The organism is Mesorhizobium sp. P3_A2, from assembly GCF_056403115.1.
Genome location: NZ_JBFUGC010000025.1, coordinates 1 through 25,798 on the forward strand (window position 1 = coordinate 1; position 25,798 = coordinate 25,798).

22 protein-coding genes and 1 pseudogene are annotated in these 25,798 nt (G+C 63.3%); 15 read left to right on the forward strand and 8 right to left on the reverse strand.

Annotation, left to right across the window (positions count from 1 at the left end; all coding sequences use genetic code 11):
- Positions 1–390 precede the first annotated feature (390 nt).
- Positions 391–1,707 (reverse strand): guanine deaminase, encoded by a 1,317-nt coding sequence (gene guaD / locus AC1DXM_RS31135; RefSeq protein WP_477239312.1) that lies wholly within the window; start codon positions 1,705–1,707, stop codon positions 391–393.
- 2 nt (positions 1,708–1,709) lie between these two features.
- Positions 1,710–2,927: a urate hydroxylase PuuD gene (locus tag AC1DXM_RS31140; RefSeq protein ID WP_477239314.1), complete on the reverse strand. Its 1,218-nt coding sequence runs from the start codon at positions 2,925–2,927 to the stop codon at positions 1,710–1,712.
- Between the two features lie 141 nt (positions 2,928–3,068).
- Between AC1DXM_RS31140 and AC1DXM_RS31145 the strand changes: the two genes are divergently transcribed.
- From AC1DXM_RS31145 to AC1DXM_RS31155, 3 genes are all read left to right on the forward strand, one after another.
- Positions 3,069–3,989 carry a LysR family transcriptional regulator gene (locus tag AC1DXM_RS31145; protein ID WP_477239316.1) on the forward strand — a complete coding sequence of 307 codons (921 nt, stop codon included), beginning with the start codon at positions 3,069–3,071 and terminating at the stop codon, positions 3,987–3,989.
- 473 nt (positions 3,990–4,462) lie between these two features.
- Positions 4,463–5,437 carry an LLM class flavin-dependent oxidoreductase gene (locus AC1DXM_RS31150; RefSeq protein ID WP_477239318.1) on the forward strand — a complete coding sequence of 325 codons (975 nt, stop codon included), beginning with the start codon at positions 4,463–4,465 and terminating at the stop codon, positions 5,435–5,437.
- Positions 5,434–6,684: an LLM class flavin-dependent oxidoreductase gene (locus AC1DXM_RS31155; protein WP_477239320.1), complete on the forward strand. Its 1,251-nt coding sequence runs from the start codon at positions 5,434–5,436 to the stop codon at positions 6,682–6,684. Before AC1DXM_RS31150 ends, AC1DXM_RS31155 begins: the two co-directional genes overlap by 4 nt.
- A gap of 60 nt (positions 6,685–6,744) precedes the next feature.
- Here the strand turns inward: AC1DXM_RS31155 and AC1DXM_RS31160 are convergent, their stop codons facing one another.
- The 5 genes from AC1DXM_RS31160 to uraH form a co-directional block, all read right to left on the reverse strand.
- A complete protein-coding gene (locus AC1DXM_RS31160) occupies positions 6,745–7,242 on the reverse strand; it encodes a hypothetical protein (RefSeq protein WP_477239322.1) in 498 nt (165 codons plus the stop codon).
- Positions 7,239–8,327 (reverse strand): xanthine dehydrogenase accessory protein XdhC, encoded by a 1,089-nt coding sequence (gene xdhC / locus AC1DXM_RS31165; protein ID WP_477239324.1) that lies wholly within the window; start codon positions 8,325–8,327, stop codon positions 7,239–7,241. Before xdhC ends, AC1DXM_RS31160 begins: the two co-directional genes overlap by 4 nt.
- Before the next feature lie 61 nt (positions 8,328–8,388).
- On the reverse strand, positions 8,389–10,749 hold the full coding sequence (gene xdhB / locus AC1DXM_RS31170; RefSeq protein ID WP_477239326.1) for a xanthine dehydrogenase molybdopterin binding subunit: 2,361 nt from the start codon (positions 10,747–10,749) through the stop codon (positions 8,389–8,391).
- Positions 10,749–12,230 carry a xanthine dehydrogenase small subunit gene (gene xdhA, locus AC1DXM_RS31175; RefSeq protein WP_477239328.1) on the reverse strand — a complete coding sequence of 494 codons (1,482 nt, stop codon included), beginning with the start codon at positions 12,228–12,230 and terminating at the stop codon, positions 10,749–10,751. The genes xdhB and xdhA overlap by 1 nt, the downstream gene beginning before the upstream one ends.
- Positions 12,231–12,233: 3 nt before the next feature.
- On the reverse strand, positions 12,234–12,608 hold the full coding sequence (gene uraH / locus AC1DXM_RS31180) for a hydroxyisourate hydrolase (RefSeq protein ID WP_477239330.1): 375 nt from the start codon (positions 12,606–12,608) through the stop codon (positions 12,234–12,236).
- A 199-nt stretch (positions 12,609–12,807) separates the two neighbouring features.
- Between uraH and puuE the strand changes: the two genes are divergently transcribed.
- The 12 genes from puuE (at position 12,808) to AC1DXM_RS31240 (ending at position 25,188) form a co-directional block, all read left to right on the forward strand.
- Entirely contained in the window at positions 12,808–14,226 is a 1,419-nt protein-coding gene (gene puuE / locus AC1DXM_RS31185; RefSeq protein WP_477239332.1) for an allantoinase PuuE, read from the forward strand.
- A 27-nt stretch (positions 14,227–14,253) separates the two neighbouring features.
- A complete protein-coding gene (locus tag AC1DXM_RS31190; protein WP_477239334.1) occupies positions 14,254–15,111 on the forward strand; it encodes a bifunctional allantoicase/(S)-ureidoglycine aminohydrolase in 858 nt (285 codons plus the stop codon).
- Positions 15,108–15,608 (forward strand): ureidoglycolate lyase, encoded by a 501-nt coding sequence (locus tag AC1DXM_RS31195; RefSeq protein WP_477239336.1) that lies wholly within the window; start codon positions 15,108–15,110, stop codon positions 15,606–15,608. Before AC1DXM_RS31190 ends, AC1DXM_RS31195 begins: the two co-directional genes overlap by 4 nt.
- Before the next feature lie 5 nt (positions 15,609–15,613).
- Positions 15,614–16,207, forward strand: a complete 594-nt coding sequence (locus AC1DXM_RS31200; RefSeq protein ID WP_477239338.1) for a nucleoside deaminase — start codon at positions 15,614–15,616, stop codon at positions 16,205–16,207.
- Positions 16,208–16,257: 50 nt separating this feature from the next.
- Positions 16,258–16,563: a type II toxin-antitoxin system MqsR family toxin gene (locus tag AC1DXM_RS31205; RefSeq protein ID WP_477239340.1), complete on the forward strand. Its 306-nt coding sequence runs from the start codon at positions 16,258–16,260 to the stop codon at positions 16,561–16,563.
- A gap of 1 nt (position 16,564) precedes the next feature.
- Entirely contained in the window at positions 16,565–16,978 is a 414-nt protein-coding gene (locus AC1DXM_RS31210) for a type II toxin-antitoxin system MqsA family antitoxin (protein WP_477239342.1), read from the forward strand.
- A 79-nt stretch (positions 16,979–17,057) separates the two neighbouring features.
- Positions 17,058–19,043, forward strand: a complete 1,986-nt coding sequence (locus tag AC1DXM_RS31215; protein ID WP_477239344.1) for a CocE/NonD family hydrolase — start codon at positions 17,058–17,060, stop codon at positions 19,041–19,043.
- A gap of 154 nt (positions 19,044–19,197) precedes the next feature.
- Positions 19,198–20,784: an ABC transporter substrate-binding protein gene (locus AC1DXM_RS31220; RefSeq protein ID WP_477239346.1), complete on the forward strand. Its 1,587-nt coding sequence runs from the start codon at positions 19,198–19,200 to the stop codon at positions 20,782–20,784.
- A gap of 16 nt (positions 20,785–20,800) precedes the next feature.
- Positions 20,801–21,760 carry an ABC transporter permease gene (locus tag AC1DXM_RS31225; protein ID WP_477239348.1) on the forward strand — a complete coding sequence of 320 codons (960 nt, stop codon included), beginning with the start codon at positions 20,801–20,803 and terminating at the stop codon, positions 21,758–21,760.
- A gap of 10 nt (positions 21,761–21,770) precedes the next feature.
- A complete protein-coding gene (locus AC1DXM_RS31230; RefSeq protein WP_352555785.1) occupies positions 21,771–22,598 on the forward strand; it encodes an ABC transporter permease in 828 nt (275 codons plus the stop codon).
- Positions 22,598–24,253: an ABC transporter ATP-binding protein gene (locus AC1DXM_RS31235; RefSeq protein WP_477239350.1), complete on the forward strand. Its 1,656-nt coding sequence runs from the start codon at positions 22,598–22,600 to the stop codon at positions 24,251–24,253. Before AC1DXM_RS31230 ends, AC1DXM_RS31235 begins: the two co-directional genes overlap by 1 nt.
- A 95-nt stretch (positions 24,254–24,348) precedes the next feature.
- Positions 24,349–25,188, forward strand: coding sequence for an alkaline phosphatase family protein (locus AC1DXM_RS31240; protein WP_477239352.1), 840 nt, complete (start codon positions 24,349–24,351; stop codon positions 25,186–25,188).
- Between the two features lie 171 nt (positions 25,189–25,359).
- On the opposite strand, the pseudogene AC1DXM_RS31245 reads toward AC1DXM_RS31240, so the two are convergent.
- Positions 25,360–25,798, reverse strand: a pseudogene (locus AC1DXM_RS31245) (transposase); the annotation flags it as partial.

Genomic DNA, 25,798 nt, shown 5'->3' on the forward strand with positions numbered 1-25,798 from the left:
CTCGCTCGGCCAGATATGCGCGTCCAGCCAATCCTTAGAAACATCAACTCCACAAATGATCCTGTTCACGGTAACCTGCCTTGTGCGTACGGTTGGAACCAAGCGACTGTTCGGTCGTGCGTGACGAAGGCGAAGATCCCAAGCTCTCCCGCGGCTGTAACCTCAGGTGGTACGGGCGACTTCGCCAAGCCAAGGTCCGGGCGGCCGCCCGGACCTTGGCTCAATCGCTTCAATCCCACGAAATCTCTCTCGTCTAGATACAAGGTGGCGCCGCGCAGCGGCGACGGAGTGGGGGAACCACTTGGCAACCAGGCGCAATCATCATCTTGTCCAGCGCAAAGATCGACCCCACTCCGTCGAGCTGCGGTCCTCTCCCCTGGGGGGCGGGTCTTACCCCGCAATCATGTCGCTCTTCGCCGGCCGCCCCGCAACATAAACCTCGCGCACCGCGCGGTCGTCGCCCAGCGTCTGCAGCAGGAACAGTTCTTCGGCCAGCGTCTCCACCGTCTCCATCCGCAGCCGCATCGCCGGCGTGGCGCGGGCGTCGAGCACGGTGATGTCGGCATCGGTACCTTCATCCAGCGTGCCGACCTTGCCTGCCACCGACAACGCTTCGGCATTGCCGCGCGTGATCTGCCAGAAGGACTGGAACGGGTTCAGCTTCTCGCCATTCAGCGCGATCACCTTGTAGCCTTCGTCCATGGTGCGCAGCATCGAGTAATTGGTGCCGCCGCCGACATCGGTGGCTGCCGCTATGCGCAGCGGCTTGTCGCGGCGGCGAAAGCGCTGGTAGTCGAACAGGCCGGAGCCGAGGAACAGGTTCGAGGTCGGGCAGAATACCGCCACCGAACCACTGTCCGACAGCGCATCGGCCTCACGTTCGCTGAGATGGATGCAGTGGCCGAACAGGCTCTTTGGCCCCAGCAGCCCGTACATCTCGTAGACATCGGTATAGTCGCGCGCCTGCGGATAGAGCTTTTGCGTGAAGGCGATCTCGGCGTGGTTTTCCGACAGATGCGTCTGCATATGCAAATCGGGATGTTCACGGCAGAGCGTGCCGGCCATTTCAAGCTGCTCGGGCGACGAGGTGATGGCGAAACGCGGCGTGATCGCATAGAGTTGGCGCCCCTTGCCGTGCCATTCCGCTATCAGCGCCTTCGTATCGTCATAGCCGGATTGCGGCGTATCAAGCACGCCTGCCGGCGCGTTGCGGTCCATCATCACCTTGCCGGCGATGTTGAGCATGCCGCGGTCATGCGACTCGGCAAAGAAAGCCTCCGCGGAGGCCTTGTGCACGGAACAATAGGCGGCGACCGTCGTCGTGCCATGGCGCACCATCTCGTCGAGGAACAACCGCGCGATGCGGCGGCCGTGCTGGGCGTTGGAAAATTTGGTCTCTTCGGGAAAAGTGTAGGTGTTCAGCCAGTCGAGCAATTCGGCGCCGTAGGAGGCGATGACCTGCATCTGCGGAAAATGCACATGCGCGTCGATGAAGCCCGGCAGCAGCAGATGCGGCCGATGGTCGATTTTCTTTACGCCTTCGCCCACCTGTTTCTCGACCTGCGCATAGGCGCCGGCAGCAACGATCCGGCCGTCGCTAATCAGCAGGCCGCCATCCTCCTCGTAGCGCCAGGCAGCATGATCGTCGATGGCTTCGGGCCAGCGCAAAAAGCTCAGCGTGCGGCCGCGCAGAAGTGTGGAGGTCATGCTTATTTCCCTGCGCCTTCGAACCAGGCGACCAGCAGCGCGCGCTCCTTGTCGCTGATCTGGGTGATGTTGGCCGGCGGCATGGCGTGGCTGCGCCCGGCCTGCAGGTAGATCTCGCGCGCATGCTCGGCAATGCCGGCGTCGGTGTCGAGCATCACGCCCTTGGGCGCGTGGTAGATGCCTTCATAGACCGGCTCTGCGGCATGGCACATGGAGCAGCGGCCAAGCACGGTGCCGCGCACCGCCGGGAAATGCGAAGACGCGATGTAGACCTCGGCCGCGGCGGACGCCTTGGGCTCGCCGGTCAGCACCTTCGGCGCCGTCGACAGCCAGATGATGATGACGAACAGCACGGCGGCCGCCATCCAGGTCCAGTGCGGGTTGCCGGCACGCTTGTGCACGGTGTTGAAATAGTGCCGGATCAGCACGCCGATGATGAACACCAGCGAGGCGATGACCCAGTTGAACTCAGTCGCGAACGCCAGCGGATAGTGGTTCGACAGCATCAGGAACAGCACGGGCAGCGTCAGGTAGTTGTTGTGCAGCGAGCGCTGCTTGGCGATCTTGCCGTATTTCGGATCGGGCTTGCGGCCGGCAATGAGGTCGGCGACGACGATCTTCTGGTTGGGGATGATGACCATGAAAACGTTGGCCGACATGATCGTCGCGGTGATGGCGCCCAGATGCAGGAAGGCGGCGCGGCCGGTGAACAGATGCGTCAGCCCCCAGGCGATGAACACCAGCACGCCATAGAGCACCAGCATCAGGCCGGTGTCGCTTTTGCCGAGTGGCGAGCGGCAGAGTAGATCATAGACCACCCAGCCGACGCCGATCGTCGCCATCGACAGCAGGATACCGACCGGCACCGACATCGGCAGCACGTTGGGGTCGATCAGGAACAGGTCGGCGCCAGCATAGTAGACCACGCACAGCATGGCGAAGCCGGACAGCCAGGTGGCGTAGGATTCCCATTTGAACCAGGTCAGGTGCTCGGGCATTTCGGCCGGCGCCACCAGATATTTCTGGATGTGGTAGAAGCCGCCGCCATGCACCTGCCATTCCTCGCCGAAGGCGCCGACCGGCATGCCGGGACGCTGGCGCAGGCCAAGATCGAGCGCGACGAAATAGAAGGACGAGCCGATCCACGCGATGCCGGTGATGACGTGCAGCCAGCGCACGGCAAAACTCAGCCAGTCCCAGAAAATCGCGAAATCCATCATGTGAAATCGTCCCTGCCGTTCGGTTGACTTTACGGCGTGGTACGCAAACGAAAAGAGGCGAGGTGTACGATGACTTTCAAAAAAAAATGGAAAATACTAGGCTGACCACACACGCAGCCACATAAAGAGCCACGAACCAGCATGGCCTATCTCGACAACATCGCTGTCTTCGTCCGCGTCGTCGAGCTCGGCAATCTGTCGGCTGCAGGCCGCGACATGCGCATTTCGCCGGCGGTCGCCTCCAACCGCATCAAGGAGCTGGAAAAACACCTTGGCGTGCGGCTGTTCAACCGCACGACACGGCAATTGATGCCGACAGAGCACGGCACGGTGTTTTACTCCGGCGCCAAGCAGGTGCTGGAAGCGATCACCGAGGCGGAAGCCGCTGTCTCGGCGCTCTCCGGCCAGCCGCGTGGAACCATCCGGGTCACTGCGCCGCTCGGCCTCGGCCGGCGGCTGGTGGCCTCGGGCATTCCGGATTTCCACGACAAATACCCTGATATCGAGGTGCGGCTGAGGCTCTCCGACCACAATATCGACATCATGAAAGAAGGCATCGACGTCGCCTTCAAGCTCGGCATCATCGAGGATTCCAGCCTGCGCATGCGCGGCATCATGGAATGCGAGCGCGTGCTGGTGGCGGCGCCGAAATATCTGGAGGCGCGCGGCGAACCGGTGGAGCCGCAGGAACTGATCGGCAAGAAGCATGATTGCCTGATGCTGCGCTATTCCGGGGCGCGCGAATATGTCTGGACGCTGCAGACGCCGAACGGGCCGCAGAAATTCGAAGTGCACGGCCCCTACGACACCGACGATGGCGACGTGCTGACCGGCTGGGCGCTGTCGGGACGCGGCATCATCAACAAGCCGCGCTTCGAGGTCGAACCCTTCATCCGTGACCAGCGGCTGAAGGTGATCCTGGCCAGCACGCCGCCGACCCCGGTGCAGTTCGCTGCCGTCTATCCGCACAAGAAGCTGCAGGATCCCAAGGTGCGGTTGCTGCTGGACTTCATGGCCGAGCGCTGCCAGCGGCTGATCAAGGATTTGCTGGCAGGCAAGTGAGGGGCGGCAACGGGCACGACCGACCCACCCGTAGGCGGCCGGGCAAGCGCCGGTGGTGCCATTGCGGCGTTGGAGAATTTGGCTGAAGCCTCTCAACTTCGTCATCCCTGGGCGGAGCAGGAGCGCAGCTCCGTCGCGGAGACCCTGGGATCCATTCCGTGACCTTGATCGTAGGGTGCTACGGAGCCGAATTCTGAACCGTGGCAACGCTCTGAGGTCGCGGCATGGATCCTCGGGTCTGCGCTGCGTCGCTTCGCTCCTTGCTTCGCCCGTGGATGACGAAGAGATAGGCGTCTCGGCTAATCATCGAGGTGTTTGATCCCACCAACGCAGACAGATACAGCCTGCCTTCCACGTGTGCTCAAAAAGCAATTGCTGGCCGGTAAGTGAGCGACAATTGGACCAGCACCAGCGGTTGCCATCCCGAGATGCCGCGAACATAGTTCCGGCATGCCTTCCCGCAGGAACCATCCATGGTCAACGGCACAATGATGCATCTTGCCGTTTCGCCGATTCTCGATGCTTCGCCGGATTTCAGCAGTCTCGCCAGCTTCGCGCAGAAGGCCGAAGCCGCCGGTCTGGACATGATGCTGCTCGCCGACACCGCGTCGGCCACCAGTAACGACACGCCCAACCAGCAGATGCCGTTCGAAGCGACGACCTTACTCGCCGCGCTGGCGACGGTGACAGACCGGATAGGCCTCGTCGCCGCCGCCTCGACGGTCACCCACCAGCCCTACAATTTGGCGCGCCGCTTTGCTTCGCTCGACATCATCAGCCATGGCCGGGCCGGCTGGCACGCGACCATGACGCAGGCGCCACGCGAGGCCGCCAATTTCAGCCGTCCCGAGAGGTTTTCCGCCGCCGATTTCCGTCGCCGCACCGAAGAATATATCGGCGTCGTCCAGGGCCTGTGGCAGGGCTGGGATGCGGATGCGCTGCTGTTCGACAAGGTCGGCGGCCACTTCCACGATCCCAGCAAGATGCATCTGCTCGACCACAAGGGCGAGTTCTTCTCGGTGCGTGGACCGCTGAACGTCGCGCGCTCGCCGCAGGATACGCCAGTGCTGGTGCTGTCGGATGTGTCGGAGGGCGATCTTGATCTTGCCTCCCGCACCGCCGATGTCGTCTTGCTGGACGAGGCTCAGGACGGCAAGGCGCACTACGACGACCTCAAGCGCCGCGTCGCCGCATGCGGGCGCGGTCCTGATGCAGTGAAGGCGCTTGTGAACGTCAGCGCCAATGGACCGGATATCAGTCCCGATAGGTTGGAAGAGCTGTTCCGCTCGAAGAGCTGCGACGGGTTTAACATCGCGACGCCGCCTCCCGCGTTCGACGGTTTCGTCGGCCGCGTGCTGCCCGAATTGCAGCGGCGCGGCCTTGTCCGGCGGGATTATCCCGGCACGACATTGCGTTCGCACCTCGGACTTGCCGGAGGCGACCAATGACCCGCCAGATGAAACTTGGCGCGTTCCTGTGGGCGACCGGCCACCACATCGCCGCCTGGCGCCACCCCAAGGCGCATGTCACCGCCGGCATCGACATCGACCACTACATCCAGCTGGCGCGCATGGCGGAAGCCGCGAAGTTCGACATGATCTTCTGCGAGGACGCAGCCGGCCTGCGCGAAGCCAATGTCGGCATCGCCAGCCAGACCTCGCGCTCGATCGGCTTCGAGCCGATCAGCCTGCTGTCGGCGCTTGCCGTCCAGACCAGCCGCATCGGTCTCGTCTCCACGGCCTCGACCAGCTACAACGAGCCCTACGGCCTGGCGCGCACCTTCCTGTCGCTCGATCACTTGAGCGGCGGCCGCGCCGGCTGGAACCTGGTCACGTCGGCGAACCCCATCGAAGCCGCCAATTTCGGCGCGACCGGCCTCAAACCCCACGCCGACCGCTATGAGCGCGCGCGTGAATTCGCCGAGGTGGTGTCAGGACTTTGGCAAGGCGGCAGCTTTCAAGGCCATGACGGCCAGAGTTTCTCGGTACGCGACCCGCTCGACCTGCCGCACTCGCCGCAGGGCGCACCCGTGATGGTACAGGCGGGTGCCTCGGATATCGGCCGCGATCTCGCCGCCCGTACCGCCGATGTGGTGTTCACCGCCGCGCAGACCTTTGAGGAAGCCAAGGCTTTTTATGACGATCTCAAGGGACGCATGGCGGCCTATGGGCGCGAGCCCGACGACATCAAGATCATGCCCGGTGTGGCGCCCGTGGTGGCGGAAACCGAGGTCGAGGCGCGGGAGAAGCACGAGGAGTTGCAAGCGCTCATCCCCGACGATGTCGGTCTTGCCTTGCTGTCCAGCTATCTCAGCATCTCCGATCTTTGGCGCTATCCGATCGATGGACCCATGCCCGAACTGCCGGAGACCGAGGGCATGAAAAGCCGCCAGGCGCTGGTGGTCGAACAATCGCGCCGCGACGGCCTTTCCATCCGCCAGCTTGCCCGCCATTTCGCCGGCGCGCGCGGCCATTGGCGCATTGTCGGCACGCCGACGCAGGTCGCCGACGAATTGCAGGCGCGGTTCGAAGGCGGGGCCGCCGACGGTTACAACGTCATGCCGTCCTATTTTCCCGGCGAACTCGATGCCTTTGCCACGCTAGTGGTGCCAGAGTTGCAGCGGCGCGGACTATTCCGCCTGGAGTATGAGGGCAACACGCTGCGCGACCATCTGGGGCTGAAGCGGCCGGCTTGAGGTAAGAGCTGTCTCCGCCATCGTCCGCGAAGTGCCCCGACGCGGATGGTTGCACAGAGGTCAAAAATTCTTGGCGAAGTTCGGAAATTTGCGCTGGGCAAGTCCGTTTAGCTCGTCATGCCCGCCATGGTATGACGTATAGCTTATTTTGGTTGTCTTGGACCGAAACTGAAAATCTCCCGACCATTTTTGACCGGCCCATTCGACGTCCTCCCACCGAACAAATCGCGTCGTTCTGAATGGCTGTCGAATTCCTATGCCTTCCGCAGTCCAGAAGACAACCCGTGCGTAGAAGAGCCAGGTCCACCAAATTAGCACGAGACCAACGCCGATCAGTAATCCGTAAAGCCAGGGGAGCTGTTCGCTCCGCGTCTCATTTCGCCCGGCAATCACAAAAATCGTAAGAAGCCCCAGAAACAGGATGGTCCCGGCATGGGTAAACCACGTAGCGCGCAGCGTCCGTTCACCAGCCTGCCGTCCGGCTCTTGTTCGCGATCCCACGGTGACGGCCGCAGAAACTGCCAAGGCACTTAGAAGGCCTATGATCAGCTGCTTCAACCCACCGCCGCTTCATGGCCGGAGATGTTTTGGCGGTCTGCCGACGATGATTCATTGACCAGCGCCGTCATGATCTCGGCCGCCGCCAGCGCTGCGATCACCGGCGGGCGCTTGTCCTTGACCGCATCGCCGCCGATTGGCGAAACGAGGCGGGCGAACTCAGCCTCCGTGCCCTCCGCTGATTTCAGGAACCAGTTCTTGAACGTCGCTTTCTTGGTCTTCGAGCCGATCATGCCGACATAGGCCGCGTCGTCGCGCTTCAGCGCCTCGGCGACGATGAGGAAATCCAGTGCATGATCATGGGTGAGGATGGCGAAGGCGGTGCCGGCAGGCGCTTTGCGTATCTCCGCCTCCGGCATCGGCGTCAGCCGCGTCTCGACGGTTTCCGGCATGCCTTCCAGCGCCTCAGTGCGTGTCTCGATGACGACGCCGTGCACGGGAAGAAGCGCAATGGTCGAGGCCAGCGCCTGGCCGACATGGCCGCCGCCGAAGATATAGACATGCGGCAGATGGGCTTCTTCGGCCTCCGCTGCTGCAACCAGTTCTTGCCCCAGCGTCGCATCGACCAGCCTGATCAACACCTCGACGCGGCCGCCGCAGCACTGGCCGATTTCGGGGCCTAGCGGCACGTCGAGCGTGGCGCAGACTTCATCGACCTCGATACGGGTTCCCCTCCCCCTCGAGGGGAGGGTGGCGGCGAAGCCGCCGGGTGGGGTCGTTGCGGCAGTGCGCGGCGCCCTTGCGGTGCCTCCTGAGAGGACCCCCTCTGGCCGCTTCGCGGATTGCCCTTCGCTATGGCTCCGGGCGTTCGTCGCTGAAAAAGCCAAATCGTTGGCTTTTTCCCGGCCTTTGGCCGATCGCTTCTCACCCCCCTCAAGGGGGGAGAAAAGCATCTGCCTGGCCTTGTCGATCGCCATATATTCGAGCTGGCCGCCGCCGATCGTGCCGTAAATCGCCGATGTCGAGACGAGCATGAAGGCGCCCTTCTCGCGCGGCGTCGAGCCTTTGGTGCCGGCGACTTCGACCAGAGCGAGCCGGCCGGCGCTGCCGAGAAAGGCTTTCAAGCTTTGCACTTTCGAGTTCATCGTCTGCATTCCCACCTGGGAAATATAGCGTTTCTGGGTCGAATTTGCACGTTGGGGCCGATCAAGCCTGTTTTGCCGCTCTCAGCCGCTCGATCGCCATCAGCACGCGTTCGGGCGTCGCCGGGGCGTCGAGACGCGGACAAATCTTGTGGTCGGCGACACTTGCCACCGCATCCGACAGTGCATGCAGCACCGACATGCCGAGCGGGAAGGGCGGTTCGCCGACCGCCTTGGAGCGGTGCACCGTCGGCTCGTTGGCTTCCGGCCAGTCGGCCAGCGTCACGTTGAAGATCTTCGGCCGGTCGGACGCCAGCGGGATCTTGTAGGTCGACGGCGCGTGCGTGCGCAGCCGGCCCTTGTCGTCCCACCACAGTTCCTCCGTCGTCAGCCAGCCCATGCCCTGGATGAAGCCGCCCTCGATCTGGCCGATATCGATGGCGCGGTTCAGCGAACGGCCGGTGTCGTGCAATATGTCGGTGCGCTCGACGACATATTCGCCGGTCAGCGTGTCGACCGAGACTTCCGAGCACGAGGCGCCATAGGTGAAATAATAGAAGGGACGGCCCTCGCCCTTGTCGCGATTCCAATGGATTTTCGGCGTCTTGTAAAAACCCGCCGCCGACAGCTGGATGCGGGCCATATAGGCCTGCTTGACGAGGTCGGCGAAGGCGATCTCCTGATTGCCGATGCGCACGCGGTTGGGCAGGAACAGCACCTGGTCGCGCGGCACCTGGTATTTTTCGGCGGCGAAATCGGTCAGCCGGTCCTTGATCTGGCGGGCGCCGTTCTGTGCCGCCATGCCGTTGAGATCGGTGCCGGACGACGCTGCGGTGGCCGAGGTGTTGGGCACCTTGCCGGTCGTCGTCGCGGTGATCTTGACCTGGTCGAGGTCGATCTGGAACTCCTCCGCCACCACCTGCGCCACCTTGACGTAGAGGCCTTGCCCCATCTCGGTGCCGCCATGGTTCAGATGCACCGAACCGTCGGTATAGACATGCACCAGCGCGCCGGCCTGGTTGTAATGCGTCGCGGTGAACGAGATGCCGAATTTCACCGGCGTCAGCGCCAGGCCGCGTTTGATGAAGCGGCTGTTGGCGTTGAAGGCCTGGATGATGCGGCGGCGGCTTGCATAGTCCGCGCTCGCCTCCAGTTCGGCGACGATGCGATGGATGATGTTGTCCTCGACCGCCTGGTGATAGGGCGTGATGTTGCGGCCCCCCTCTTTATCACCACTGGTGCCGTAGAAATTCTGCTTGCGGATTTCGAGCGGGTCCTTGCCGACGGCAAAGGCGACCTCGTCGATGACGCGTTCGGCGCCGACCATGCCTTGCGGGCCGCCGAAGCCGCGAAAGGCGGTGTTCGACACGGTGTTGGTGTAGAGCGGCGCCGACTGCGCGTGCACCGCCGGCCAGAAATAGGTGTTGTCGCAGTGGAACAGCGCACGGTCGGTGACCGGGCCGGAGAGATCCGACGAAAAACCACAGCGCGCCGCGAACATGAAGTCGACGCCCAGAATGTTGCCGGCGTCGTCGAAGCCGACTTCGTAGTCCACGAGGAAATCGTGGCGCTTGCCGGTGGCGATCATGTCGTCGTCGCGGTCGGGCCGGATTTTCACCGCGCGATGATGTTTCTTCGCGGCAATCGCGGCGAGGGCTGCGAACTGGTTGCCTTGCGTCTCCTTGCCGCCGAAGCCGCCGCCCATGCGGCGGATTTCCACCGTGATGGCGTTGCTCGGCACGCCCAGCGCATGGCTCACCATATGCTGCACTTCGCTCGGATGCTGGGTCGAGGAATAGATGGTGACGTCCTGATCCTCGCCCGGAATGGCCACCGCGATATGGCCTTCGAGGTAAAAATGCTCCTGGCCGCCAATGCGCATCTTGCCCTTCAGCCGGCGCGGCGCCGCCTTGATCGCGGCAGCGGCATCGCCGCGCTTCAAGGTGAGCGGCGGCGTGACCAGTTTGTCCTTGCGCGGATCGAGGTCGCCAATGTCGGTGACGAAGGGCAATGGGCTGTATTCGACCTTGGCCAGCCGCGTGGCGCGCCGCGCCTGCTCGCGTGTCTCCGCAATAACGCAAAAGATCGGCTGGCCGTAAAACTGCACCTTGTCTTCGGCCAGCACCGGCTCGTCGTGACGGCCGGTCGGCGAAATGTCGTTCTCGCCCGGAACGTCCTTGGCGGTCAGCACGTCAACGACGCCCGGCGCTGTGCGAACCGCCGACAGGTCCATTTTGGTGATGGTCGCATGCGTCGCTGAGGACAGGCCGAGGCAGCCATGAAGCATGCCTGCCGGCTCCGGCATGTCGTCGATGTAGACGGCGCTGCCGCTGACATGCTTATGCGCGGAATCATGGCGCTGATCGGTGGCGACACCGCCGGAAATGTTTTGCGCCTTGAGGTTGGGAGAAGCGTGCTTGTTCATCAGGCCGCCTCGTTGCGTGACACTTGGGTCGGCTCGCGAGTGCCGCTGGTCTCGGCAAAGAAACGCAGCAGCAGGTTCTTCGCCGCCAGCGCCCGGTACTCGGCTGACGCCCGCATGTCGGTGAGCGGGGTGAAATCGCCGGCATATTCGGCCATGGCCGTTTCCACCGTAGCCTCCGTCCACGGTTTGCCGAGCAGCGCCTTTTCGACGCCGAAGGCGCGCTTCGGCGTCGCCGCCATGCCGCCATAGGCGATGCAGATGTCGGTCACCGTGCCGTCCTTGGCGAGGTCGAGGAAAAAGGCGCCGAGGGCTGCGGTGATGTCCTCGTCGCGGCGCTTGGTGATCTTGTAGACGGCAAACTTCGTGCCCTTGGCCGGCACAGGAACATGCACGGCCTCGACGAATTCACCCGGCTGCCGGTCTTGCTTGCCATAGGTGATGAAGAAATCCTCAAGCGCGATGGTGCGCCGTTTCTTGCCCCGGCGCAGTGTCAGTTGCGCGCCGAGCGCGATCAAAGGCGGCGGCGTGTCGCCGATCGGCGAGCCATTGGCGATGTTGCCGCCGATCGTGCCCATGTTGCGCACCTGCTCGCCGCCGATGCGGTCGAACAATGGCCCCAACGCCGGGATGCGCTTCGCCAGTGTCGCGAAGGCGTCGGTGTAGGTGACGCCGGCGCCGATGGTGATGACGTCATTGTCTTCGGAGATTGCGCACAGCCCCTCGAGATTGCCGATAAAGATTACCGGCGAAATATCGCGCATGTGCTTGGTGACCCACAGGCCGACATCGGTCGAGCCGGCGACAACCGTGGCGCCGGGCTCCTTGTCCAGCACGGCGGCAAAATCGTCGACGTTGGCCGGCACGATCAGCCGCTGCTTGCCGGCGCCGATCTCTACGCGGGCGCCATCACGCATCGCTTCGAGCCTTGCCGTGATCGCCTTGCGCTCCGCTGCCAGCGGATCCTTTGCAGCCTTGCCGTAGCTGGAGATGGCGCGCGCGGCGCGCATGATCGCCTCGTAGCCGGTGCAGCGGCAGAGATTGCCTTGCAGCGCCTTTTCGATGGCCGCGTTCGACGGGTCCGGCGACCTCATCCACAAGCCGTAGAGCGACATGACGAAGCCCGGAGTGCAGAAGCCGCATTGCGAGCCGTGGAAATCGACCATCGCCTGCTGCACCGGGTGCAGCTGACCGGGCGCGCCGCGCAAATGCTCGACCGTCACCACATGGGTGCCGTCGAGCGAGCCGAGGAAGCGGATGCAGGCATTGACGCTTTCATAAACCAGCTTGCCGGCGGACAATTTCCCGACCAGCACCGTGCAAGCGCCGCAATCGCCTTCGGCGCAGCCTTCCTTGGTGCCGCGCAGCGAGCGCTCGAGCCGCAGCCAATCGAGCAAGGTCTCGTCCGGCGCGACGGAAGTCAGCGCGACATCGCTGCCATTGAGGATGAAGCGGATTTCGTTGCGGATGGAAATCTTGGCCATGCGTCAGCTCCCCCTGTAGGTCGAATAGCCATAGGGAGAGATAAGCAATGGCACATGATAATGCACTGTTGCAGCCATGCCGAAGCGGATCGGCACGCTGTCGAGGAAGGCCGGTTCTGGCAGTTTCGTGCCCTGGCCGCGCAGATAATCGCCGGCCGCGAAGACCAGTTCGTATTCGCCAAGGCGGAACTCCGGTCCCGCCAGCAGCGGCGCATCGCAGCGGCCATCGGCATTGGTGACAACGGTCTTCAGATGTGTCCGCGCGTCGCCCTCAAGGTGATAAAGCGCGATCGACAGGCCCGCCGCCGGCTTGCCGGTCGCGGTATCGAGCACATGCGTCGTCAGACGTCCGCCATCGGCTTTCGACGTTTCTGCCACTGGCGCCTCCCATTTCCAGAACGAACTGGCCCGGTACAATCGAGCAAAGCAATGAATTGTGCGCCAATTAAAGGCGATGCATAAGTCCCGGTCGAGCGGAGCGGCACAAAAACACTTTCAAAAATTTCGAGGGAATGCGTAGGCACCCCTTTCGACTATCCTGATCACAACTTCCGGCGGTGTCCGGCAGGGAGGGGCAATGCGTTACTCTAGAGACATGCGCGGCTATGGAGCCAATCCGCCGGATCCGAAATGGCCTGATGGCGCGCATGTGGCGGTGCAGTTCGTCGTCAATTACGAGGAAGGCGGCGAGAACTGCGTGCTGCACGGCGACAAGGCCTCGGAAGCTTTCCTGTCGGAGATCGTCGGCGCCGCCCCCTGGGTCGGCCAGCGCCACTGGAACATGGAGTCGATCTACGAATATGGCGCGCGCGCCGGCTTCTGGCGGTTGCTGCGCCTGTTCAGCGAGGCGCAAGTGCCGGTGACCTGCTACGGCGTCGCCACAGCCCTTGCCCGCTCGCCTGACCAGGTGGCGGCGATGCAGGAGGCCGGCTGGGAAATGGCCTCGCACGGGCTGAAATGGATCGACTACCGCGACCATAGCGCCGAGGACGAGCGCCGCGACCTCGAAGCGGCGATCAAACTGCATTACGAGGTGACGGGACAGCGGCCGACCGGCTGGTACACCGGCCGCACCTCGGTCAACACGGTGCGGCTGGTCGCCGAAGAGGGCGGCTTCGATTATGTGTCGGACACCTATGACGACGAACTGCCCTACTGGTTCGAGCACAGCGGCGGCACGCAGCTTGTCATCCCCTATACGCTCGACGCCAACGACATGCGCTTCGCCACGCCGCAGGGCTTCAATTCCGGCGACCAGTTCTTTGCCTATTTGAAAGACAGTTTCGACACGCTCTATGCCGAGGGCAAGGCCGGCCGGCCGCGCATGATGAATATCGGCCTGCATTGCCGTCTCGTTGGGCGTCCCGGCCGGGTGGCGGCGCTGAAGCGCTTCGTCGACTATGTGAAGTCGCACGACAAGGTCTGGCTGGCGCGGCGCATCGATATCGCCAGGCACTGGCAGGAACACCATCCCTACCAGCCGGCGGCGCTCAAGCCGTCGAAAATGGAGTTCGAGACCTTCGTTCACACATTCGGCGGCGTGTTCGAACATTCGCCGTGGATTGCCGAGCGCGCTTATGAGCTGGAGCTTGGGCCTGCGCATGACAGCGCCGGCGGCCTGCACAATGCGCTCTGCCGCGTCTTCCGCGCCGCCAGCGAGACCGAACGGCTCGGCGTGCTCAACGCCCACCCGGATCTTGCGGGCAAACTGGCCAAGGCGAAGCGCCTGACGGCGGAATCGACCAGGGAACAGGCGTCCGCCGGCCTCGACGCGCTGACCGACAAGGAGCGCGAGCTGTTTTCAAAACTCAACGCCGCTTACGTCACCACCTTCGGCTTTCCCTTCATCATTGCGGTGCGGGGCAAGACCAAGGACGAAATCCTCACCGAGTTTGAGGCGCGCATCGGCAACAGCCGTGGCGTCGAACTCGATACCGCCTGCAAACAGGTCGAGCGCATCGCGCTGCTCCGCCTGAAAGACATGCTTCCGCTCTAATACTCAAGGGGTCAGGACCCAATGGATATGATCAAGATTGACCAGAAAACCTACTATGCGCCGCATGGCGGCCATCCTGGCCAAAATGAGCTTCTGACCGGCCGCGCTGTCTTCACCGAGGCCTATGCCGTCATCCCCAGAGGGGTGATGCAGGACATTGTCACCAGCCCGCTGCCGTTCTGGGACAAGACCAGGGCCTGGATCATCGCGAGGCCGCTGTCGGGCTTTGCCGAGACATTTTCGCAATACATCGTCGAGGTGCTGCCCGGCGGCGGCAGCGATCGGCCGGAGCCGGACGTCGACGCCGAGGGCGTGCTGTTCGTGGTCGAAGGCGAATTGACCGTTTCGCTCGCCGGCAAGAAGCACGTGCTCCAAGCCGGCGGCTTTGCCTTCCTGCCGCCGGCCAGCGGCTGGACGGTGCGCAACGAAGGCCACGACGCCGTGCGCTTCCACTGGATCAGGAAGGCCTATGAGGCCGTCGACGGCATCGATACGCCGGAGGCCTTGTTCTCAAGCGACCAGCAGGTGGCGCCGACGCCGATGCCCGGCACCGAGGGCCGCTGGGCGACGACCCGTTTCGTCGATCCGGTCGACATGCGCCACGATATGCATGTCACCATCGTTACGCTCGAGCCCGGCGCCGTCATTCCGTTCGCCGAGACCCATGTCATGGAGCACGGGCTCTATGTGCTGGAAGGCAAGGCCGTCTACCGCCTCAACCAGGACTGGGTCGAGGTCGAGGCCGGCGACTTCATGTGGCTGCGCGCCTTCTGTCCGCAGGCCTGCTACGCCGGCGGCCCCGGCAAATTCCGCTATCTGCTCTACAAGGACGTCAACCGGCACGCCAAGCTCGGCGGGGCGGGCATTGGCGGTCGCGCGCGGTGACCCGCATCACAGCGCGGCCGCTGACCCGCGAAAGCTTTGCCGGCTTCGGCGACGTGATCGACATGGGCGGCGACAACCACTACCCGATCAACGGCGGCAAGGCAGAGCGCTACCACGATCTCGCCACGGCTGAGGCGGCGGGCCCGAATGCCCGCGTGCTGGTTTCGATGGTGCGGGGCACGCCTTACGAGCTGCCGCTGAAGCTCACCATGGTCGAGCGCCACCCGTTCGGCAGCCAGGCCTTCATCCCGCTGTCGCCGCGTCCCTTTCTGGTCGTCGTCTGTCATGACGGCAAGGACGGCCCCGGCGAGCCGCACGCCTTCATCACAGCGCCCGGCCAAGGCATCAACTATCCGCGCAATCTCTGGCACGGCGTGCTGACGCCGCTTGGCGAAGCCCAGGATTTCGTCATTGTCGATCGTGGCGGCGACGGGTCCAACCTCGAAGAATTCCACTTCTCGCACCCCTACGAGATCCATCTCCCCGACGAGACCTGAGTAAAATGACCGACATATCGCTGATCGACCGCCTGCTCGACGTCATCGAGCACGACATCGTGCCGAAGACGGCGGAGGGCGTCGCTCATGGCAACAAGCTGTTCGGCGCCGCGATCCTGCGCAAGGACGACCACTCGCTGGTGCTGGCCGAAACCAACAACGAGATTGAAAACCCGCTCTGGCACGGCGAGGTGCACTGCCTGAAGCGGTTTTACGAAATGCCGAAGGCCGAGCGGGTCGACACCAAGGACGCCATCTTCATCGCCACGCACGAGCCGTGCTCGCTCTGCCTGTCGGCGATCACCTGGACCGGCTTCGACAATTTCTACTATCTGTTCAGTCACGAGGATTCGCGCGACTCATTCGCCATTCCGCACGACCTGAAGATCCTAAAAGAGGTCTTCACCCTCGACCCCGGCGGCTACAATGCCGAGAACGCCTACTGGAAGAGCTTTTCCATCCGCAGGCTGGTGCGCGCGCTGCCCGAGGCCGAGCGTCAACGGCTGGAGGCGCGGATCGGCAAGATTTCGGGGCGCTACGACGAGCTTTCCAGCGCTTATCAGGAGAGCAAGGCCGACAACGACATTCCGCTGAACTAGCTCTTTCGCCATCACCTTGAATTGCCACCTTTATGGTGGCATATTCAGGCATGGAGAAACGCAGGCCCACCTACGATCTTGAAGCGATCAAGACGACGTTCGGGTCTGTCGATACGCTGGCGATCACAACATCCGCGCTGCGCGACGCTCTCGGCCTCGGCTTCGATCGCGCCGGCATTGTCGAGGTGATCGGCGGCATGACACGCAAGATGTTCGTAAAGTCGATGACGACTTTCGCGGATCATCGGGTCTGGCAGGACGTCTACTACGTGCCGGCACGCGACGTCGTTCTCTATGTGAAATTCCAGGCGGATGTCGTGACCGAGTTCACGGTGATGGCGTTCAAGGAGAAATGACATGGCGGCAAGACAAACCAGTGAAACCATGATCTCGCCCGAAACGGGAGAAACCCTGACGCGCGGAGTTCGTCCGTTCACTGTGACCTACAAGGGCGAGAGCATGACGGTCGACCTGCCGGGCTACTATCCGGCTTCGCAGGGGGAAGGCGTGCATGTGGGAGACGACATGGTTGCCACCGATGCGGCTCTCCGAATTCTGAAGGAGAAAGTCGACGGTGTGCCGGCGCCGGAAACCATCCGGCGCATGCGCACGAAGCTCAAGCTTTCGCAGCGCGAGGCCGGATCGTTGTTCAAGGTCGGCGAGAATGCCTTTGACAAATACGAAAGAGGCCTGATCGAGCCGAGCGGTCCGACCATCCAATTGATGACGCTGCTGGAAAAGCATCCCGAACTGCTGGACGAATTGCGTTAGCGGCCAGGTCGCAATTTTCGCTGCTCCAGTCGCGAATGGCGATTGAAAGTCGTCGCACCGCAGGGCGTTATGAGCCCGCATGAAAACCGTCACCGAATTTCCCCGCAAGGTCGTCGAATTCCCCGATATGGGCATCGTCATGCCGGATGGTTGCCGGTTGTCGGCGCGGGTGTGGATGCCGCAGGATGCGGGCGACGATCCGGTCCCGGCGATCCTCGAGCATCTGCCTTACCGCAAGCGCGACGGCACCATCTTTCGCGACCAGCTGACGCATCCCTATTTCGCCGGCCACGGCTACGCCTCGATCCGCGTCGACATGCGCGGCAATGGCGATTCCGAGGGGCTGATGGACGACGAGTATTCCGAGCAGGAATTGCAGGACGCCTGCGACGTCATCGCCTGGGCTGCAGCGCAGCCCTGGTGCAACGGCAGCGTCGGCATGATGGGTATTTCCTGGGGCGGCTTCAACTGCCTGCAGGTGGCGGCCAAGCAGCCACCTGCGCTGAAGGCCGTCATCAGCCTGTGCTCGACCGTCGACCGTTATGCCGACGACATCCACTACAAGGGCGGCTGCCTGCTGACGGAAAATTTCGGCTGGGCCTCGACCATGCTGTCCTACTCGTCGCGGCCGCCGGATCCGTTGATTGCCGGAGACAACCGCTGGCGCGATCTGTGGCTTACGCGGCTGGAGAACCAGCAGTTCGTTCTGCCGCTCTGGCTCAGCCATCAGCACCGCGACGCCTATTGGAAACGCGGTTCGATCTGCGAGGATTTCTCCGCCGTGAAGGCTGCGGTGCTGTCGATCGGCGGCTGGCATGACGGCTACCGCAATACGATCTCGCACCTTGTCACCAACATCCAGGCGCCGGTGAAGGGCATTGTCGGGCCGTGGATCCACAAATACCCGCACTATGCCGGACCAAAACCCGCCATCGGCTTCCTGCAGGAGGCGCTGCGCTGGTGGGACCGCTGGCTGAAGGGCGCCGAAACCGGCGTCGAGGCCGATCCGGACTACCGCGCCTATGTGATGGACAGCGTGCGCCCCGCGCGCTGGCACCCGGAGCGGCCGGGCCGCTGGATCGCGGAGCAGGAGTGGCCGTCGCCGAACATCAAGGTCGAGGCGATCGAACTCATCGCTGCCGGCGCCAAGCCGTCGATCGTTGCGACACCGCAAAGCTGCGGGCTTGCCGGCGGCGAATATTTTCCCTTCACCTTTGGCCCGGAACTTCCGGGAGACCAGCGCCCGGACGATGCGCTGTCGGTCTGCTTTGATCAGCCTGTGCTGGCCGAGGCCATCGACATTGTCGGCGCGCCCGAGCTTGGGGTCCGGCTTTCTTCTGATCGACCGCAAGCGAACATCGCGGTGCGGCTGTGCGACGTGCACCCGGACGGCGCTTCGGAGCTGATCTCCTACGGCGTGCTTAACCTCACCCACCGCAACTCGCACGAATTCCCGCAAGCGCTGGTGCCCGGAGAGATCGTTTCGGCGCGTGTCGTGCTCGACCAGTGCGCCTACCGCGTGCCGGCCGGACACCGCCTGCGTATTGCCGTCTCCAACGCCTACTGGCCGATGATCTGGCCGTCGCCTGAGCCCGTGCGGCTCGACCTTTCGGCGGCGACGCTGAGACTGCCGTTGCGCCCGCTGGCGAAAGGCGACGAGATCTCGTTTCAGTCTCCCGAAGGCGCAACGCCCTGGGCAACCGAGACTGTCCGGGCGGCGAATTCGGAGCGTCATGTCGACCGCAACGAAAAAACCGGTATCGTCACGCTGTCGATAACCGACGATTTCGGCGCGGTGCGCGATCTTGCGCACGGGCTGGCCAATGGCAGCATCGCCCGCGAGAGCTGGACGATCCATCCCGACGACCCGTTGTCCGCCTCGGGCAAAACCCACTGGACGCAGACCCTGTCGCGAAATGAATGGTCGGTGCGCACCGAGACATCGGCCGAAATGCGCTGCGACGCGCAAAACTTCATCGTCAGCGCCAGAATCGAAGCCTATGAGGGCGAAACGCTGGTTTTCGAGCGCGATTTCGAAGAGACGATCCCGCGCGCCCTGCTCTGAGCGCCAACCCGACTGGTCCAGCTGCGACGTGCGATTTACGCCACGGCATGTCGCATTCGGTCTTGCTTATGGCTTTGCCCTTCGGCCAATATCCCTTTGGTAATAACAAACAAAAAACGACCACAAGGTCGAACCAACAGAGTGAGGAACTCAAATGTCTAATGAACTCGAATATCTGAGCCGGCGCGTTGCGTCCGGCAAGCTGAGCCGTCGTGATTTCCTCGGCCGCGCCGCAGCACTCGGCGTCACCGCACCCTTCGCCAACATGCTGCTTTCGAGTGCGGCGCGCGCGGAGGGCCCGGTCAAGGGCGGCACGATCAAGGCCGGCCTGGTCGGCGGCGAATCCACCAACAGCCTCGATCCGGCTCTGTTCATGACCCAGGTGCCGACGATCTTCGGCAAGTGCTGGGGCGAAATGATCGTCGAACTCTCCCCCGACGGCAAGCTCGAGAACCGCATCGCCGAGGAGATAGGCTCGTCGGACGACGCCAAGGTCTGGACGCTGAAGATCCGTGACGGTGTCGAGTTCCATAACGGCAAGACGGTGACCGCCGAGGACGTCGCCGCCACTCTCGAGCGTCATTCCGACGAAAAGTCGAAGTCCGGCGCGCTCGGCTACATGAAGGGCATCGAGAGCATCAAGGCCAGTGGCAAGGAAGTGGTGCTGACGCTGAAGGAGGCCAACGCCGACCTGCCCTATCTGCTCAGCGATTATCACCTGATCGTCCAGCCTAATGGCGGCAAGGACAAGGCAGATGCGGGCATCGGTGCCGGCCCCTACAAAATCACCACCAACGAGCCCGGCGTGCGCCATGGCGGCGAGCGTTTCGCCAATTACTGGCAGGGCGACAAGATGGGCCATGCCGACCAGGTCGAGATCATCGTCATCAACGACGCCACGGCGCGCACGGCGGCCCTGCAGGGCGGCCAGGTCAACATGATCAACCGCGTCGAGCCGAAGATCGTCGACCTGATCAAGCGCGTGCCCGGCGTCACCATCCGCAACCATGCCGGCCCCGGCCACTATGTCTTCATCATGCATTGCGACACGGCGCCGTTCGACAACAACGATCTGCGCATGGCGCTGAAACTTGCGATCGACCGCGAGGAGATGCTGAACAAGGTGCTGCGCGGCTACGGCTCGCTCGGCAACGACTTCCCGATCAATTCGTCCTATCCGCTGTTCACCGAGATCGAACAGCGCAAGTACGATCCCGACAAGGCCAAGTTCCACTACAAGAAGTCGGGTCATGACGGCACCGTGCTGCTTCGCACCTCCGACGTCGCCTTCCCAGGCGCGGTCGACGCCTCGCAGCTCTTCCAGCAGAGCGCGGCCAAGGCCGGCATCAAGATCGAGCTCAAGCGCGAGCCCGGCGATGGCTACTGGAACGAAGTCTGGAACAAGCAGCCCTTCTGCGCCTCCTACTGGGGCGGCCGCTCGACCCAGGACCAGATGTACTCGACCGCCTACATTTCGACTGCCGACTGGAACGACACGCGTTTCAAGCGCCCCGATTTCGACAAGATGGTGCTGGCGGCACGCGCCGAGCTCGACGAGGCCAAGCGCAAGCAGATGTACCACGACATGGCTGTCCTGGTGCGCGACGAAGGCGGCTTGATCCTGCCGATGTTCAACCAGTTCATCGATGCCACTGGTGCTAAGGTCGGCGGCTGGGTCGACGATCCGCATCAGGAGCTGATGAACGGCTACGCGCTCGCGAAGTGCTGGCTCGAAGCCTGAGCCCGGCTTTGCGGATATGTCCTCACCCATCTTGAAACTGATTGCCCAGCGCATTGCGCTGGGCATCGTCCTCCTGCTGGCCGTTTCGGTCCTGATCTTCGCCGGTACGCAAATCCTGCCCGGCGACGTCGCGCAAGCCATTCTCGGACAGTCGGCGACGCCGGAGTCGCTCGCCAATCTGCGCGAGCAGCTCGGCCTCAACCAGCCGGCTTACATCAGGTACTTCCATTGGCTCGGCGGTGCGCTCACGGGCGATCTCGGCACGGCGATGTCGAGCGGCCAGGACATCGCGACCTCGATCAAGGGGCGGCTGTGGAACACGCTGTTCCTCGCCTTCTGGGCGGCGGTCGTGGCCGTGCCGCTGGCCATCATTCTCGGCCTGATCGCGGTGCGTTACCGCAATGGCTGGGTCGACAAGTTGATATCCGGACTGGCGCTCGCCTCGACGTCCTTCCCGGAGTTCTTCATCGGCTACGTGCTGGTCTTCTTCTTTGCCGTCAAATATCAATGGTTTCCGGCAATTTCCACGGTCTATGACGGCATGCCGTTCGGCGAGCGCATGCAGGCGATCGCCCTGCCGGCCGCCGCGCTGACGCTGGTTGTGCTGGCCCACATGATGCGAATGACCCGCGCGGCCATCCTCAACGTCATGCAGTCGGCCTATGTCGAGACGGCGGAACTGAAAGGCCTGTCGGCCTTCAATGTTATCCGCAAGCACGCTTTCCCCAATGCCATCGCACCGATTATCAACGTCGTCATGCTCAACCTCGCCTACCTCATCGTCGGCGTCGTCGTGGTCGAAGTGATTTTCGTCTATCCGGGCATGGGGCAGTATCTGGTCGATCACGTCACCAAGCGCGACGTGCCGGTGGTGCAGGCGGTCGGCCTGATCTTCGCCGCCGTCTACATCACCTTGAACATCATCGCGGACATTGGAGCGATCGTCGCCAATCCGCGCCTCAGACATCCGAAATAAGGGGGCGGGCATGCTCGATATCAGACGCATCCCCATCCCCGCACTGATCGGCATCGTGCTGACGACGATGTTCGTCGTGGCAGCCGTATTTGCGCCATGGATCGCGCCGCACGGCAATGCCGAGATAGTCAGCGACGTTCCTTGGGAACCGATGTCTTCGGCGCATTGGCTGGGCACCGACAATCTCGGCCGTGATCTGTTGTCGCGCATGATCTATGGCGCCCGCATCACACTGTTCATCGCCGTGCTCGCCACCGCGCTGTCGTTCTCGCTCGGCGCCATTCTCGGCTTTTCGGCGGCGGTGTTCGGCGGCTGGTTCGACACGCTGTTGTCGCGCCTCGTCGATCTCCTGATGTCGATCCCGACGCTGATCATGGCGCTCGTCGTGCTCTCGGTGCTGCCGACCAATCTGGTGACGCTGATCCTGGTGATGGGCGTCCTCGACTCGACCCGCGTCTATCGACTGTCACGCGCTGTCGCCGTTGACATCAACGTCATGGACTATGTCGAGGCCGCCAAATTGCGGGGCGAAGGCAGCGGCTGGATCATCTTTCGCGAGATCCTTCCCAACGCGCTGTCGCCGCTGGTTTCCGAACTCGGCCTGCGCTTCATCTATGCCGTGCTGTTCCTGTCGACGCTGTCTTTCCTCGGCCTTGGCGTACAACCGCCGGATGCCGACTGGGGCGGCATGGTCAAGGAAAACAAGGACGGCATCGTCTTCGGCATCGGCGCCGCGCTCATTCCGGCGGCGGCAATCGCCGCACTGGCTATCTCGGTCAACCTTGTCGCCGACTGGATCCTCAATCGCACGACAAGCCTGAAGGGAGGACGCGGGTGATGGCTGACACCAAAGCAAAGCCCGGCCTGCTGCTCGATATCCGCAACCTGCGCATCGAAGCGACAGTGTTCCCGCCCGGCGAGGCGCCGAAGAACATCGTGCTGGTGCACGACGTCTCGCTGACGCTGGAAAAGGGCAAGGTGCTCGGCCTGATCGGCGAGTCCGGCGCCGGCAAGTCGACCATCGGCCTGTCGTCGATGGGCTATGGCCGCGGCGGCGTGCGCATAACCGGCGGCGAGGTGTTCCTCAACGGCCGCGATATCCTCAAGGGCGGCAAGGAAGGCTTCCGCAAGCTGCGCGGCCGCGAGGTCTGCTACGTCGCGCAATCGGCCGCCGCCGCCTTCAACCCGGCGCACAAGCTGATGGACCAGGTGGTGGAAGCCACGCTGCTGCACGGCACGGCGACACGGGCCGAGGCCGAGAAACGCGCCGTGGCGTTGTTCAAGAAGCTCAGCCTGCCGAACCCCGAAACCATCGGCGAACGCTTTCCGCACCAGGTCTCCGGCGGCCAGCTGCAGCGGGTGATGACGGCGATGGCGCTGTGCTCGGAGCCCGATTTGATCGTCTTCGACGAGCCGACCACCGCGCTCGACGTCACGACGCAGATCGACGTGCTGGCGGCGATCAAGGACGCCATTCGCGACACCCATGTCGCGGCGCTCTACATCACCCACGACCTTGCCGTCGTCGCCCAGGTCTCTGACGAGATCATGGTGCTGCGCCATGGCCGGCTGGTCGAATGGGGCGGCACCCGCCAGATCATCAAGGAGCCGCGCCAGGAATACACCAACGCACTGGTCTCGGTACATGAGATCGAGCACGCCGAGCAGAAGCCCGGCGCAACGCCGTTCCTGTCGGTCAAGAACGTCACCGCCGCCTATGGCGGCAGCCACATCAAAGTGCTGAAGAACGTCTCGGTAGACATCTATCCGGGTCAGACGCTGGCCGTCGTCGGTGAATCCGGCTCCGGCAAGTCGACGCTGGCGCGCGCCATCACCGGGCTTTTGCCGCCTGAGGAAGGCACCGTCACCTTCGACGGCAGGCCGCTTGCCAACCGGCTTGCCGACCGGCCGAAGGAGGATCTGCGGCAATTGCAGATGATCTACCAGATGGCCGACGTGGCGATGAACCCGCGCCAGACCGTCGGCACGATCATCGGCCGGCCGCTTGAGTTCTATTTCGGCATACGCGGCCGCGAACGCGACAAGCGCGTCGCCGAACTGCTCGACGAGATCGAGATGGGCAAGGGCTTCCTCGACCGCTATCCGGCCGAACTGTCCGGCGGTCAGAAACAGCGCGTCTGCATCGCTCGCTCGCTTGCCGCCAAGCCGAAGCTGATCATCTGCGACGAGGTGACATCGGCGCTCGACCCACTGGTCGCCAACGGCATCCTCAAGCTGCTGCTCAACCTGCAGCAGCACGAGAAGGTCGCCTACCTCTTCATCACCCACGATCTGGCGACGGTGAAGTCGATCGCCGATTCGATCGCGGTGATGTATCGCGGCGAGGTGGTGCGCTACGGCGCCAAGAGCAAGGTGCTGACGCCGCCCTTCGACGCCTATACCGACCTGCTTCTGTCCTCCGTCCCCGAGATGGAGATCGGCTGGCTGGAGAAGGCGATCAAGGGACGCCGCATGGCGAGCGCGGGCAACTAGGCGGCCGGCTTCCGCCTCTCTCAAGACATCTGGGGCTTGGCCTGGCCGGCCGCCCCGGATGCTGACCTCTCCCGCAAGACCGCATGGAGCCGCCGATGGCGCTCAAGACCAAGCTTCTCCTCATCGTCCTCGATGGCGTGCCCTACCGGAACTGGCGCCGGCTGATGGGCAACCTCGAGGGCTGGGTGCAATCGGGCGAGGCGAAGGTTTGGAAGATGCGCTCGGTGCTGCCGTCGACCTCGGCCTGCTGCTATGCCTCGATCCACACCGGGGTTTCGCCGCAGGAACACGGCATCCTGTCCAACGAGAACCGCTTTCTCGTCAACAAGCCGGACATTTTCTCCGAGGTCAGCAAGGCCGGCGGCAAGACGGGTGCGGTGACGCACTCCTACTGGTCCGAATTCTTCCGCTCCTATCCGTTCGATCTGGTCGAGGACATGGAATATGACGAACCGGACGGTCCGATCACGCATGGCCGCTTCCACACCATGACCGGCTACAATTTGCGCAACCAGATGACGCCGAGCGATGTCGACCTGTTTGCGACGCTGACCATGCTGACCCGGCGCCACGATATCGACTACGGCATCCTGCACACCTGCACGCTGGATTCGATGGGCCACCGCTTCGGCCATGACTGCCACGAAATGGACCATGCCTGCTATGCGATGGACGGCATGCTGGCCGCCTTCCTGCCGGGCTGGCGGCAAGCCGGCTACGAGGTGATCGTCACCGCCGACCACGGCCAGACCGATCGCGGCCATCATGGCGGCCATGACGACGAAATGCAGGATTTCGCGCTGTATTATTTTGGGCAAGGCAAGGGACCGGATGCGGACACTTTGCTCGATCAGTTGCAGCTAGCGCCAACGGTACTGAAGCGGCTGGGTGTGGCGGTGCCGGAGACGATGAAGGCGAAGCCGTTTCTGGGGTGAGCTGGGCGCGACGCCTTCCCCTTCCCCCCTTGTGGGCCTGTTGCGTTATTAGGCTTTGGACGCCTGGAGGGACTGCAGGGGCGCAGCGAGGTGCTTTACGGCGCGGGTTTGCGGCCGGATAGGGTAGGAGTTGGCGTATTCGGTGGGTTCGGGGCGCAGTGCGACCCAGGATCAGGTGGCCAGCGTCACCCAGCGGCGCATGTTGAAGGCCATGGCCGCGATGAGGACCTGTCCTGCCGCCTTGGCCAGGCCGCGATAGCGGATGGCGCAAAGTCGCATGCGGTTCTTCTAGGTGGCGAAGGTCGTCTCGACGGCAAAGCGTTGCCGGGCGATCAGCTGGTTGAACTGCTTCAGGCGAGCCGGCAGGCGCGGATGTTGCGTGTTGGCTCGCCGCATCAGCCGCGGCTTGATCCCGCGCTGCCTCAGCGACAGCTCGCGCGCCTTGGTGTGATAGGCCGCATCCGCCAGCACCGCGCCTTCGTCGCCACAGATCAGATGATCCGCTTCGACCGTGTCGTTGACGTTGGCCGCTGTCGTCCTCACCCGGCGGATCAGACCAGAACCCTGGTCGACACCGACATGGGCCTTGTAGCCGTAGGAGGAGCCAGGC

Bases quoted from the DNA above. Each gene is read 5' to 3' on its own strand.
- guaD (WP_477239312.1), bottom strand. From the start codon at position 1,707: ATGACCTCCACACTTCTGCGCGGCCGCACGCTGAGCTTTTTGCGCTGG.
- AC1DXM_RS31140 (WP_477239314.1), bottom strand. From the start codon at position 2,927: ATGATGGATTTCGCGATTTTCTGGGACTGGCTGAGTTTTGCCGTGCGC.
- AC1DXM_RS31145 (WP_477239316.1), top strand. From the start codon at position 3,069: ATGGCCTATCTCGACAACATCGCTGTCTTCGTCCGCGTCGTCGAGCTC.
- AC1DXM_RS31150 (WP_477239318.1), top strand. From the start codon at position 4,463: ATGGTCAACGGCACAATGATGCATCTTGCCGTTTCGCCGATTCTCGAT.
- AC1DXM_RS31155 (WP_477239320.1), top strand. From the start codon at position 5,434: ATGACCCGCCAGATGAAACTTGGCGCGTTCCTGTGGGCGACCGGCCAC.
- xdhC (WP_477239324.1), bottom strand. From the start codon at position 8,327: ATGAACTCGAAAGTGCAAAGCTTGAAAGCCTTTCTCGGCAGCGCCGGC.
- xdhB (WP_477239326.1), bottom strand. From the start codon at position 10,749: ATGAACAAGCACGCTTCTCCCAACCTCAAGGCGCAAAACATTTCCGGC.
- xdhA (WP_477239328.1), bottom strand. From the start codon at position 12,230: ATGGCCAAGATTTCCATCCGCAACGAAATCCGCTTCATCCTCAATGGC.
- puuE (WP_477239332.1), top strand. From the start codon at position 12,808: ATGCGTTACTCTAGAGACATGCGCGGCTATGGAGCCAATCCGCCGGAT.
- AC1DXM_RS31190 (WP_477239334.1), top strand. From the start codon at position 14,254: ATGATCAAGATTGACCAGAAAACCTACTATGCGCCGCATGGCGGCCAT.
- AC1DXM_RS31200 (WP_477239338.1), top strand. From the start codon at position 15,614: ATGACCGACATATCGCTGATCGACCGCCTGCTCGACGTCATCGAGCAC.
- AC1DXM_RS31205 (WP_477239340.1), top strand. From the start codon at position 16,258: ATGGAGAAACGCAGGCCCACCTACGATCTTGAAGCGATCAAGACGACG.
- AC1DXM_RS31210 (WP_477239342.1), top strand. From the start codon at position 16,565: ATGGCGGCAAGACAAACCAGTGAAACCATGATCTCGCCCGAAACGGGA.
- AC1DXM_RS31215 (WP_477239344.1), top strand. From the start codon at position 17,058: ATGAAAACCGTCACCGAATTTCCCCGCAAGGTCGTCGAATTCCCCGAT.
- AC1DXM_RS31220 (WP_477239346.1), top strand. From the start codon at position 19,198: ATGTCTAATGAACTCGAATATCTGAGCCGGCGCGTTGCGTCCGGCAAG.
- AC1DXM_RS31225 (WP_477239348.1), top strand. From the start codon at position 20,801: ATGTCCTCACCCATCTTGAAACTGATTGCCCAGCGCATTGCGCTGGGC.
- AC1DXM_RS31230 (WP_352555785.1), top strand. From the start codon at position 21,771: ATGCTCGATATCAGACGCATCCCCATCCCCGCACTGATCGGCATCGTG.
- AC1DXM_RS31235 (WP_477239350.1), top strand. From the start codon at position 22,598: ATGGCTGACACCAAAGCAAAGCCCGGCCTGCTGCTCGATATCCGCAAC.
- AC1DXM_RS31240 (WP_477239352.1), top strand. From the start codon at position 24,349: ATGGCGCTCAAGACCAAGCTTCTCCTCATCGTCCTCGATGGCGTGCCC.